Genomic DNA, 12,739 nt, shown 5'->3' with positions numbered 1-12,739 from the left:
TGGTTAAGGTATTTGTTGACTGATGACTTCCAGTTCTGTTCTAAAGACAACGAATTTGTTGGGGAACATTTTCTGCGCATCGGCACGTAATCGGTCGGCGTCCTCTTTGTAATAGGCTTCCAAAGTGTCCCTGTCTTGTGTGGTGTATTGCACGGAATAGGTAATGCCGCCCATATCTTCCTCTACCAAGACCTTTACCATTTTGGCGTGTGAAAATTTCCCTGTGGCCAGCATATCGGGCAGGTGTTTGTCCTTCATCCAATCCAACCATTGGTCATGGACACTTTCATCAATGTTGATGGTAACGTTGTATATGAGCATTTGCCTTTATTTTATGGGGCTAAAGTAGGAAAGAATTAGTTAATCGCATCCCCGCGCAGCCTCCTAAAATTCTTACGGGCTTGGGGAAAATAATAACTGTCCTGATGATTGTAGATGATCTTCTCATAATGGCCCTTGGCCTTTTCGGGTTCGTCCAAGACGTTCTCGTACAGTTCTCCCAGGGCAAAGTGGGCATCGTCCGCCAAAATACCATCAGCATAGAATTCCACTATTTTTTGATAATTGAACTCGGCACTTTCATAGTTTTTCTGTTCCACCAAAAGTTCGGCCTGTTTCAGCAAGGCTTCGTCCTCGATTTTTTCCCCTTTATGATTTTGTAAAATATCCTCAAGTGCTTCAATGGCTTCCTTGTTTTTATTTTGATAGGCCAGCAAGTCCGCCCTGGCATATTTTTTCAAGGCGGTTTGGGTGGAATCCTCCAAGGAGTTGTCCGAAATCAGCAAGCTCAGTTGCATAGCGTCGTTGGCGATAAGTTGTGATGTGGAACCCCGCAGTACTTTCAATTGGGTAAGGGCCCAGTCAAAATCACCTTTGTAAAAACTGGTCTGTGCCACTTTAAACCGTGCATCTTGACCAAGTACATCGTTTTTGACGCTCTTTTGTACTTGTGTGAATGAAATCAGGGCTTCGTTGAACCTTTGGTCGAACACAAGAATGTCCCCAAGGGCCAGTTTTATATAGGCCATGGTCATCCGTCCCATGGGCAGTTCCAGGCTTTCCTTGAGCATGGCAATGGCAGGTCCGGGCTCTTCTTTTTTGAAGGTAAGGAAGTTTGCGTAGGCAACCTGTAATTGCAATGTGATACTTTGGTTACCATATTCCTCTACGAGGTCCTCAAACTTTTTTTCCACATCCTCCAATACTTTTTCGGTTGGGTTTTCCAGCGCAATATCAATCAGGTTGAGTTCTGCATTGAGCCTAGTTCGTGGATTTTCCGTGTTGTCCTCGATATATTCGTAAATCTCAGCTGCGGTTTCCCAGTCCTTGTCCTCCAATGCTATGCTCCCCAAGTTTTCCAATCGGTCAACGGATTGGCCTTCGCTACGTTTGTAAATGGCCTTTTCCTGACCAAAGGCACTGTTGTATTGCTTTTGTTGTATAAAAAGCCAACTCAAGAGTTCGTTCCAAAGCACATCCGGGGTTTTCTGTGCGTTTTGTAGCAGTACTTTTCGTAATAGGATATTGTTTTCGTTGGATGGTTCTTCTGAGATAAAATCATCGATATTGCGCAACACATTGGAGCGTGAGGTGCGACCCTCCCAAATAAGGTTGAGGTAGGATTGGTACATTTTTGCGATATCGCCTTGTTCGCCATAAATGCGTGCCAACTGAAAATCGTAGTTGAGATCGGGCTTCATTTCCATGGCTCGGGTATAGGCTTGTATGGCATAATCGAGCAAGGCATATTTTTGAAATCGATACCCAACGCTGTATCCGTAATTGGGGTTGTCCTCAATTTTGTCGATGGCCTTATCGTAGTAGGCATTGGCCTTTTCCGCTTCATTTTTTAGCGTGAAATTATACCCCAGTTCAATATAAAAAGTGGGAAAAGCATAGCTTTCCTCTATTTTTTGAAGTAAAAATGCCTCAGCTTCATCGTAGCGTTCCAATTGTTGGTAGCAGGCTACCAATCCCTCGGCGTAATCGGTGCGTCTTGGGTTGGTCTCCACCAATTTTTCGTAAAAAACCACTGCTTTCCCATAATCACCATCCTGAAAGTATTGTTTGGCCAAGAAATCCTCTTGGGCCATTCCAATATAACTGGCTAGCATCACTATGAGAAATAAGAGACGTCGCAATAGCTTGTTTTATTTCAAATATAACGCAGAAATGTGGGGGATTCTGTTAAGCGAATCCAAATTAATGGTGGAAAACCTTAATCGATGGTATCAAAACCGCAATAAGGAACCAATACATCGGGGATTTTTATGCCCTCGTCGGTTTGATAATTTTCCAAGATTCCCGCCAATACCCTTGGCAATGCCAAAGAACTTCCATTCAAGGTGTGGGCCAATTGGCTCTTTCCATTTTCGTCCTTGTAACGAAGCTTTAGGCGATTGGCCTGGAATGTCTCAAAATTGGATACGGAACTTATCTCCAACCAACGATCCTGCGCGGTAGAGAATACTTCAAAATCAAAGGTCAGGGCAGAGGTAAAACCCAGGTCTCCTCCGCAAAGGCGCAAAATACGGTATGGCAATTTGAGTTCGCGAAGAATGTTTTTGACGTGCTCCACCATTTCATCCAAGGCTTGGTATGAATTGTTGGGGTGTTCCATCCGTACGATTTCAACCTTGTCGAACTGGTGCAAACGGTTCAAGCCACGAACGTGTGCACCGTAGCTACCTGCTTCACGACGGAAACAAGGGGTGTAGCCCGTGTATTTGATAGGGAAATCACTTTCTGCCAATAAATCCCCTCGGTGCAAGTTGGTCACGGGAACTTCAGCCGTTGGGATAAGGTAAAGGTCGTCTGCCTGTACATGGTACATTTGTCCTTCCTTGTCGGGCAACTGTCCCGTTCCGTAGCCTGAATCTTCGTTTACCATTAAAGGTACTTGCATTTCGGTATAGCCGGCCTCGGCATTTTTGTCCAAGAAGTAGGCAATCAAGGCACGTTGCAATCGAGCTCCTTTCCCTTTGTACACTGGAAACCCTGCTCCTGTGATTTTAACACCAAGTTCAAAATCGATGATGTCGTATTTCTTGGCCAATTCCCAGTGTGGAAGTGCTCCTTGTGACAAAGTAGGGATATCTCCTTCCTTGAAAATTTCTTCGTTGTCCTCCTCGGAATTACCTGCGGGGACGGATTCGTGGGGTACGTTGGGTATCAAATACAATTGCTGCTGAAGTTCATCGGCAGTGGTGTTGAGGTCTTCCCCTAATTTTTTGGATGCTTCTTTGAGTCCTGCCGTTTTTTCTTTCAGGACATTGGCCTCCTGTGCCTTTCCTGTTTTGAAAAGCATGCCGATTTCCTTGGAAAGTTTGTTGGATTCGGCCAGGGTAGCGTCCAGTTCGGTTTGGATGGAACGTCTTTTTTCGTCGAGTTCCAAAACCTTTGATATCATAGGTTCTGCATCGATGCTTCGCTTTTTTAAAGCGGTAATGATACTTTCCTGATTTTCCCTGATGTTCTGTATTTGAAGCATGGCCTTGTTTTGAGCCGCAAATTTAATTCAATCTGAAGAAGTGCCCAACTTTATTCCTTGGGAGAGGGTAGAATCCAATCGTTATGGGCAAAATGTTTCCATGGAACACTGGCCAAATCCACTTGCGGGTCGATAAATTCTTGATAAGGCCTTTTATTGATTTTGACCTTGTTCTCCACAAAAACCTGAATGTCCTTGCCACCTTTAGCGTATTCTTTTTTGAGGTGTTGTGCAAATTGCCAAGCAAAATCGGGATAGCAGGCTACTCTACGTTGTTGTTTTTTTGTGAGATAATCGTTCAAATTGATTTTGGTAGTGTCCTTGGTTTGGGTATTTACCACTTTATATGTGATTCTTCCGCCACGACTTCGAAGCATCATACGCCAACTCAAACGATGACCTTCTTCGGTCCAAAGCACATCATCCTGAAAGAAAAGGTGTCGTAATGGCAAAACCAGTTGGAATAGAAAATAGATGCCCAAAACCGTCAATATGATTTTTTTTGTCTTGGGAGTGATGATTTTGGTCTCTGGAACTATCGTTTTGGTCTTTAAAAAAATATTCCGGATGGTTTGTGGATCAAAAAAGAAGACCGTAAAGGCGAGTGACAGGTAGGGGAATATCCCAATTTGGAATACAATGCTGTTGAACAGGTGAAAAAAGATGGCCAATACAAAGGCTATTTTCCGTGTCGGCTTCCAGAGCAATGCGGGCACAATGAGCAAATCAAAGAAAATCCCGAAGAACGCCACTATTTTGTGTACCCATTCCTGTTGAAGAAAGTCTCCTATTAAATAGTAATCCTTTCTATGGGCCATCAATACTTCAATCATACTGAAATCCAACCAATCCGCATACAGTTTGGCCACCGATGCGTAGGTGTACACGATGAACAATTGTAGGATGATTGTCCATCGAATCCAGTTGTACATGGTCTGCGAACGCAGTTTCGGGTACAATTTTGCGTCCAAGGATGCAGCTCGGTTAGCTGGCAGAAATGCCATGATATAGGCGAGCAACATCAGCAAATAATAATGATTGTTGTATGATGTTTTCTGCATCAAATACACTCCGGACCAAAGTAGGGCAAAAGCCAATGCGCTAAAGCGATATTTATATCCAAGGGCTATCAGCAGACCCAAAGTGCCCATCACGGCAAAGTAAATGTACATGCCGTTTCCTGGCAGGGGTTGCAACCATTCAAAGCCGATAAAGGAAAAAGTGAACTGTGGCTCCACTAAGGCACGGCGAACCCAACCTGTGGCTATGGCGCCATAACATTCGGCGCTGACCAACAATCCATAAAACACCCTGAAAACAACAAGTTGCGCATTGTCAATCTTCTTAAAAAGAAAATGGCTCAGCATTTATTTGGAGATTAGGTCCAGAGAGTGGTTTTTGTCTTTTTTCAATTGTTCCTTAAGTTCTTCCACTGAATTGAACTTATGCTCGTCCCGGATGCGGTGCAAGAGTTCCACCTGAATCTTTTTATCGTAAAGGTCCCCTTCAAAATCGAAGAAATTGACTTCTATGCTTTTTTTGGAACCATCCACGGTGGGGTTGAATCCGATGTTCATCATGCCGAAGTATTCTTTGCCATCAATGTCACTTCGGACCACATACGCACCATTTTTTGGGATGAGTTTATACGCTTCGGCAATATGAAGATTGGCGGTAGGGAAACCGAAGTCCTTGCCCAAACCTTTGCCTTTTCTCACTGTTCCTGTGAGCATGTATGCATAGCTCAAGTAATTGTTGGCAGTTTCCACATCGCCCTCCAAAAGTGCTTTTCTGATTTTTGTGGAGCTCACGGAAACATCATCGATTTCCTGGGCGGGAATTTCCTCTACTTCAAAATCCAAGGTATTTCCAAAGGAAATCAAGTCTTGGATGTTGGCGTTTCGGTTGCGTCCAAATCTATGGTCGTACCCAATGATTATTCTTTTTGCCTTGATGTTGTTCACGAGAATATCGCGCACAAAATCAATGGCAGAGAGCCTGGAGAACTGCTTGGTAAAAGGATGGATAATCAAATAATCCAGTCCCAAGGTCTCCAATATCTGTTTTTTCTCTTCAAGGGTGTTGAGCAATTTGATATCCACATCTTTTTGCAATACCATGCGCGGATGCGGGAAAAAAGTGAGCACTGTGGACTTAAGCCCTGTGTTTTTGGCACTATTTGTGAGGCGTTCCAATATCTTGCGGTGCCCCAAGTGAACGCCGTCAAAAGTGCCAATGGTCACCACAGTATGGTGCGGAATGTCCTTGAAATCAGAAATGTTATGGATTGTTTCCAACGCAATAAAGAAATAAAAAAGGCTTACATTTGAAATTATACTATGCCCTAACCGTGTATGAAAGCTAAATTACATCTTGTTTTTTCAATAACCATATTTTTTAGCTGCTTTTGCATTTACGGGCAGCAAGGTTATTGGAAAACAGAGCCCAAACAGTCCAACCTACGAAGTGCTTCCCTGACTGATATGTCGGGGGCCACAAAGGTTTTGTCCTTGGACAAAGCTGGTTTTTCCAAGGAAATGAAATCTTTTTCAACTTCCAAAGGGAATCAACGTATTGTTTATCTGCCCAACAGCGAAGGAGTTATTGTTCCCTTCAATTTGAAGGAGACCCCAGTACTTCACTCGGATCTTGCCAAAAAATACCCAAATATAAAATCGTATACGGGTGTAAGTTCCGATGGAAAGTACAAAGTGAGACTCAGTAGCTCGCACAAAGGTCTTCAAACCATGATCGTGGATTTGCAGAACAACAAAACCGCTTTTATGGAACCCGTTTCCAATAAACCGAACGCTTATGTTCTGTACGATAAAGATGCAGGGCTTTCCTCAAAAATGAATTTTATTTGTGAAACCAGTAAAGATTTATTTGGTGCTGGTGATAAATCATCAGGTACTACGGCAAAGACCATTGTCCCTTTGGTGGATGACCAGTTGTTGCGTACGTATAGAATCGCAGTTTCCGCTTCGGGGGAGTACACCCAAAAAATGGGGGGTACCGTGGAAGATGCCCTTGCAGGAATAAATGCAACAATAACCCGTGTGAACGAAGTTTTTGAAACGGATTTGGGAGTGAGGTTGGAATTGATTGCCAACAATGACGAAATTATCTTTACCAATGCCACTACAGATCCTTATGATGATAGTTTGAATTCAGAGGTGCAGAGCACCATTACTTCCATAATCGGAGAGGAGAACTACGATGTGGGCCATCTTTTCCATCAAGTGAATGAAGGTTTGGATAATGGCAATGCGGGTTTTATTGCTTCGGTTTGTGTGGACAATAGAAAGGGAAGCGCATTTTCATCAGCATTCAATCCGCAGGGTGATGTGTACGACATTGATTATGTTGCACATGAACTTGGCCATCAGTTTGGGGCCAATCACACGTGGTCTTTCGAATCAGAGGGGACAGGAGTGCAGGCTGAGCCTGCAAGTGGAAGCACCATAATGGGCTATGCTGGAATCGTTGAAGGGAACAATGTGGCATCACAAGGAGATGATTACTTCCATTACAATAGCATACTTCAGATTTCGACCTATTTGGCGACCACTTCATGTGCTCAAACCGAAGTCTTGGCCAATTCGCCGCCTGTATTGACACCAGTTGATGATTTTACAATTCCAAAAGGGACTGCTTTTGTTTTGGAAGGTAGTGCAACCGACCCCGATGTTGGTGACGTGCTTACCTACACTTGGGAACAAATAGATGATGGCCTGGTAACTACGGCTTCTTTCGGTTCCACTAATCCTAATGGTGCCAACTTTAGGTCGTTGCCGCCTTCGACAGAGCCTATGCGATATTTTCCAAGACTATCGGAAGTAGCCCAAGGAAATCTTACCCAGACCAACCCCATAACGGGAAGCGCATGGGAAAGTGTTTCGGATATAGAGCGGAACCTGAGTTTTGCCTGTACTGTCCGTGACAATGCAGAAGGAGGGGGACAGGTTGTTTCCGATGTGTTGGATGTGATGGTCATCAAGGCTGCAGGTCCTTTTGTAGTGACTTCGCAAGCCGCAAACGAGGTTTATCAGGCTGGTTCGGTACAAGAAATCAACTGGGATGTGGCCAACACCGATATCGCACCCATAAATGCCCAAAATGTAGATGTTTTTCTTTCTTTGGATGGAGGGCTTACTTTTCCCATCATACTATTGGAAGATACCCCGAATGATGGTTCCGAAGAAATACTTTTGCCAGGGGATATTACGGAAACGGCCCGGATTATGGTTAAGGCCAGTGACAATATATTCTTTGCGGTCAATAGTGCCGATTTTACGATGGAACAATCCGAGGTGGTTTTAAATGTTGAAAGTTTGGATTACGAGGCGTGCCAGCCAGATGATTTGGTAATCCCCTTTGTGTACGAAACCTATGATGGATTCAATGAGAGCTCCACATTTTCTGCGGATGTTCCCGTAGGATTGTCGGCAATCTTTTCGCCCGTTGATGCAAGTTCCGATCAAACCGAGGTCGAATTGACCCTGTCCAATACCAATAGTGTTGCCCCTGGGGAGTACGATATTACGGTAACATCGACAGCAGCATCAGTAACCAAGAGCATCACTATTTCCGTAACGATTCAAGATGGTACATTTTCCGATGTGGCTTTGCTGTCTCCAGCAAATGGGGAAGGTGGGGTTTCTTTGGATGCCGAACTTAGCTGGGAAGAGAACCCGTTGTATTCGAATTACGATATAGAGGTTGCTACGGATGTTGGGTTTGCAAATGTTGTGGAATCTGCGTCCACTCCATTTACCCATTTCAAAACCACTAGTTTAGAACCGGAGACCGAATATTTTTGGCGGGTAAGGCCAACTAATGGTTGTGGAACTGGAACCTTTGGAACCGAACACAGTTTTGTTACATCCAAGGTGGATTGTAAAAGCAAGGAACCCAATGATTTGCCGTTGCTGATTTCCTCTTCGGGGACGCCAACGATTACCACATCCATTCTTTTTGTGGAAGATTTGCCCATATCCGATGTGAATGTGAACTTGGAATTGGATCATACTTACTTGGAGGACCTTATTATTACATTGATATCCCCATCGGGAACGCGGGTGGCCCTGATTTCAAACACTTGTGGGGAAGCCAATAACATCAATGCGGTTTTTGATGATGAAGGAGCCCCAATTGTGTGCGGGGATGATCCGGCGATTTCTGGAACGGTGGCCCCATTAGGTTCGCTGGCTTCTTTAAAAGGAGAATCCATTTTAGGGGAATGGATTTTGGAGATACAGGACACTGCAGCAAGTGATGGAGGGAGTCTGATAGGCTTTTCACTTGATATTTGCATTGAGGGGAATTATCGTCCTGATGAAGATGAGGACGGTGTTTTCGATGATGGGGACGATTTATGTTTGGGTACGCCCAAAGGGGTAGAGGTGGATACCAACGGTTGCGCTATTTATAGGTTTGCTTCGGACAATTTTGAGATTGAAATAGAAAGTGAAACATGTAGAAGCAGTAATAATGGTTCGATAACAATCACTCCTTTTGATACATCCATTACGTATACAGTGGTTTTGGATGGAGGAAGTGGCACGGAGTCATTTGATTTTACAGATTCCCAAACCTTTACCAATTTGACAGCAGGGGAATATTCCCTTTGCATTACCGGAACCAATGGATTGATAACCTATCAGGAAGTATGTTTTGATGCTATAATTACCCAGCCAGATGTATTGGACATTGAGGCTGTAACGGATTCCGGTATCTTAAGCGTGGATATGAGCGGTGCCTCATTTTACAATGTGGAGCTTAATGGATTGGTTACCCAAACAGAAGCATCAAAAATCGAGCTTGATTTGAAGGAAGGTGTTAATACTTTGAAAGTCTATTCCAACCTGCCTTGTCAAGGTGTGATTGAACAGACCTTGTTTTATTCTTCAAGACCCGTTGTTTCCCCAAACCCTGTCGATACAGTGACCGAAGTTTATCTAGGTGGTTTTGAGGGGACTATTGGTATTCAAATATTCACCGTTAATGGTAGATTGGTCAGAATGGAGAACCGAAGGGTTTCAGGGGATGACCTTCAATTGGATTTGTCCAACCTTCCTAAAGGAATTTATTATCTAGGAGTTGAGAAAGCAGGGGTAAAAGAAATGTTTAAACTTATAAAAAAATGATTCGGAATATAATCTGGCTATCCATAATGGTTTTATTGATTTCATGTGGTGGGGATGATGGTCCGCCACCTGCACCGGAAGGAGCGGAATTAATATTTCCCGAAGAAAATTCCGAGTGCACTACCGGAGTGGAGATCAATCAGTCATCTACGCAAATCACTTTTCGGTGGGGGGCTTCCAATCATACCGAAAGTTATAGTTTGATTGTTTTGAATTTGGAGACCAATGTTACTCAAACCATAAATACGGAGTCAACTTCCGCAAGTGTGACGGTTTCCAAAGGAACACCCTATGCGTGGTCTGTAACGTCTCGTAACACAAGCTCAGATCAAGTGGCTTCCAGCCCAACCTGGTTGTTCTATAATGCGGGGTCTCAAACCACCTATGCACCATTTCCAGCGCAATTGGTAAGTCCTTTGTCCGGTTCAACAGTGCAAAAGGATATTGCCAACGAAGTGCTTTTGGTATGGTCGGGTGCGGATGCGGATAATGATATGGACACTTTTGAGGTCTTTTTCTCGGATACGAACCCACCAACAACATCGATAGGAGTGACCGATGCATCCACAATTTCATCCACTATGGAAATGCCGGTAAGTGTTGAATCGGGAACTGTTTATTATTGGAGGGTGGTCGCGACGGATTTGGAAGGAAATGCCTCAATATCCGGCGTGTTCGATTTTAAAGTACTTTAGCGATTACTTCCCATTGAATTGGTTCATGGTGTTTTTTACACCAGCGAACACGAAGGAACGAATAAGGTCTGTGGACTTTTTTAGTCGTTCTGGCATGGCCTTTTGTTGATCATCGTCCCATTTGCCCAAAACATAATCCACCTGTTTGCCTTTGCTGAAATCGGCCCCGACCCCAAACCTAAAACGGTTGTACTTGGTGGTCTGTAAAACATTCTGAATATCTTTTAAACCATTATGTCCCCCGTCGCTGCCTTTGCCCTTTAACCGGATGGACCCAAAAGGTAGATTGATGTCATCCGTGACAATCAAGACATTCTCAAGGCTTATATTTTCCTTGTCCATCCAATATTTTACCGCTTTTCCGCTCAAGTTCATGTAAGTGGATGGTTTAAGACAGACCACACTTTTGCCTTTGTGCTTAAATGTGGCCACGGCACCCAATTTGGCACTTTCAAAAGTAAAGGCCTCTTGTTCTGCCAAAAAATCAAGAACCTTGAACCCGATGTTGTGACGGGTTTCGTCATATTCGGTTCCAATGTTCCCTAGTCCGACGATCAAAAATTTTTTCATGGAATTGGTTTCTTGCAGTAGTTGTTTTGATGAGCCCAAAAGTTGCTTTATAAAATGGAGCATCGGCTGTGTAATGATTTGTCTAAAAATACAAAAGCATCCCAAATTACCTAAGTAAAAGGGATGCTATTGCTATACTTTAAAAGCGCTTATTCTGCCGCTTCTGCCGCTGGAGCTTCACCACCTTCGGTAGCTGCACCTTCTGCACCTTCTTCATCTTCGTCTTCAATTTCTTCATCAACGGAAGTCCTAGAAGCTTTGACCTGAACGATAGCAGTACTATCTGGGTGCAAGAATGTATAGTCGTCGTTTAGAACGGTTTCCACGGCAATGGTCTGGCCGATTCTCAATTTGGAAATATCGATTGTGATGAAATCCGGAAGCAGATCGGGCAATGCGCGAATGGAAAGTTTTCTCTTTCTAAATAGCAAACGTCCACCGTTTTTCACACCTGGGGAGTTCCCTTCCAAACGTACAGGGATACTCATGGTGATCGGCTTGTCCTCGAACAGTTGGTAGAAATCTATGTGAAGAATGTTGTCCGTCACAGGGTGGAATTGAATATCCTGCATTACGGCGGCAAATTTTTCATTCTCCAATTCAATTACCACGGTGTGCGCATTGGGAGTGTACACCAAGTCTTTGAACGCGATTTCATCAGCTGAAAAATGCACTGGTTTATCCCCTCCGTACAGCACGCAAGGGACCTTTCCAGCATTACGTAAGGCTTTGGTAGAGACCTTGCCCACGCTTTCTCTTTGGGATCCTTTGATTGTAATTGACTTCATTGTTATATATTAAATTGATTTACATTAAAAATTTTGAGGATATTGATGTGTTGTGGTGGACCCTGTGCATTACATCTGCAAAGAGGTCTGCACAAGACAATACCTTTATCTTTTCCTTACCACTGTCTATCGGAATGGAATCCGTTACGATCAATTCCGATAATTTTGATTCTTCAATTCTTTCGTACGCCTTGCCGGACAGCAATCCGTGTGTTGTAACGGCACGCACGCTTTCGGCTCCTCTTTCCATCATCAAATCGGCAGCTTTGGTAAGGGTTCCCGCGGTATCGACCATATCATCCACCAAAACCACATTTTTGCCCTTGACATCCCCAATGAGTTCCATGTGGGAAATGACATTGGCCTTGGCCCGTTGCTTGTAACAGATAACCACATCGCACTCGAGCGCTTTTGAATAGGCATACGCTCTTTTGGAGCCACCCATGTCAGGGGATGCTATACAAAGATTGTCCAAATTCAGACCTTTTAAGTAAGGTAAGAAAAGGGTGGAAGCAAACAAATGGTCCACGGGCTTCTCGAAGAAGCCTTGGATTTGATCTGCGTGCAGGTCCATGGTTATGATTCTTGTGGCCCCTGCGGTTTCCAACATTTTGGCCACCAATTTTGCAGCTATGGGAACACGGGGTTTGTCCTTCCTGTCTTGTCTGGCCCAACCAAAGTAGGGCATAACGGCCGTTATGTGTCTGGCGGAGGCTCTTTTGGCGGCATCCAGCATCAACAGCATCTCCATCAAGTTTTCCGAGCTTGGGTTGGTGGAACCGATGATGAAAATCCGGGCTCCCCTGATGGATTCCTCGAACGAAGGCTGAAACTCGCCATCGCTATAGCGTGAGAATTGGACTTTCCCCAATTCTGCGCCGTAGGAAGCAGCGATTTTATTGCCCAGCTCAACACTTTGGGTGCAAGCAAAAATTTTAGGTTCCGGAACTTGATAGGCCATTACAATCTCTTGTTAACTAGCGTTTTAAAGTGCTTTTCAATAAGGAGGTGCAAATTTAAGAATTAAATTGGGTTGCTAAAGGATAA

10 protein-coding genes are annotated in these 12,739 nt (G+C 44.0%); 2 read left to right on the top strand and 8 right to left on the bottom strand.

The window, feature by feature from the left end; all coding sequences use genetic code 11:
* Nucleotides 1–3: 3 nt before the first annotated feature.
* The 5 genes from PY092_RS15755 to PY092_RS15735 all read right to left on the bottom strand — a co-directional run bounded on the left by PY092_RS15755 (nt 4) and on the right by PY092_RS15735 (nt 5,787).
* Nucleotides 4–321, bottom strand: coding sequence for a DUF4286 family protein (locus PY092_RS15755; protein ID WP_275616770.1), 318 nt, complete (start codon nt 319–321; stop codon nt 4–6).
* 35 nt (nt 322–356) lie between these two features.
* Nucleotides 357–2,114 carry a tetratricopeptide repeat protein gene (locus tag PY092_RS15750; RefSeq protein ID WP_275616769.1) on the bottom strand — a complete coding sequence of 586 codons (1,758 nt, stop codon included), beginning with the start codon at nt 2,112–2,114 and terminating at the stop codon, nt 357–359.
* A 104-nt stretch (nt 2,115–2,218) separates the two neighbouring features.
* Entirely contained in the window at nt 2,219–3,490 is a 1,272-nt protein-coding gene (gene serS, locus PY092_RS15745) for a serine--tRNA ligase (protein ID WP_275616768.1), read from the bottom strand.
* Nucleotides 3,491–3,540: 50 nt separating this feature from the next.
* Nucleotides 3,541–4,857 (bottom strand): HTTM domain-containing protein, encoded by a 1,317-nt coding sequence (locus PY092_RS15740; RefSeq protein ID WP_275616767.1) that lies wholly within the window; start codon nt 4,855–4,857, stop codon nt 3,541–3,543.
* Complete coding sequence (locus tag PY092_RS15735) at nt 4,858–5,787, bottom strand: bifunctional riboflavin kinase/FAD synthetase (protein WP_275616766.1); 930 nt, start codon at nt 5,785–5,787, stop codon at nt 4,858–4,860.
* Nucleotides 5,788–5,844: 57 nt separating this feature from the next.
* Between PY092_RS15735 and PY092_RS15730 the strand changes: the two genes are divergently transcribed.
* Nucleotides 5,845–9,639 (top strand): reprolysin-like metallopeptidase, encoded by a 3,795-nt coding sequence (locus PY092_RS15730; RefSeq protein ID WP_275616765.1) that lies wholly within the window; start codon nt 5,845–5,847, stop codon nt 9,637–9,639.
* A complete protein-coding gene (locus PY092_RS15725) occupies nt 9,636–10,334 on the top strand; it encodes a hypothetical protein (protein ID WP_275616764.1) in 699 nt (232 codons plus the stop codon). Before PY092_RS15730 ends, PY092_RS15725 begins: the two co-directional genes overlap by 4 nt.
* A 3-nt stretch (nt 10,335–10,337) precedes the next feature.
* Here PY092_RS15725 and pth read toward each other — a convergent pair whose 3' ends face one another.
* From pth to PY092_RS15710, 3 genes are all read right to left on the bottom strand, one after another.
* Entirely contained in the window at nt 10,338–10,967 is a 630-nt protein-coding gene (pth, locus tag PY092_RS15720; RefSeq protein WP_275616763.1) for an aminoacyl-tRNA hydrolase, read from the bottom strand.
* A gap of 86 nt (nt 10,968–11,053) precedes the next feature.
* The gene (locus PY092_RS15715; RefSeq protein WP_275616762.1) at nt 11,054–11,692 is read right to left on the bottom strand and encodes a 50S ribosomal protein L25/general stress protein Ctc; all 639 of its coding nucleotides are present in this window, start codon (nt 11,690–11,692) and stop codon (nt 11,054–11,056) included.
* 19 nt (nt 11,693–11,711) lie between these two features.
* A complete protein-coding gene (locus tag PY092_RS15710; protein ID WP_275616761.1) occupies nt 11,712–12,653 on the bottom strand; it encodes a ribose-phosphate pyrophosphokinase in 942 nt (313 codons plus the stop codon).
* Nucleotides 12,654–12,739 lie beyond the last annotated feature (86 nt).

The sequence above is a fragment of the Flagellimonas yonaguniensis genome (assembly GCF_029193885.1).
GTDB lineage: Bacteria > Bacteroidota > Bacteroidia > Flavobacteriales > Flavobacteriaceae > Flagellimonas > Flagellimonas yonaguniensis.
The sequence above is the reverse complement of the archived record's forward strand: the minus strand, read 5'-3'. Positions and strand labels throughout refer to the sequence as shown.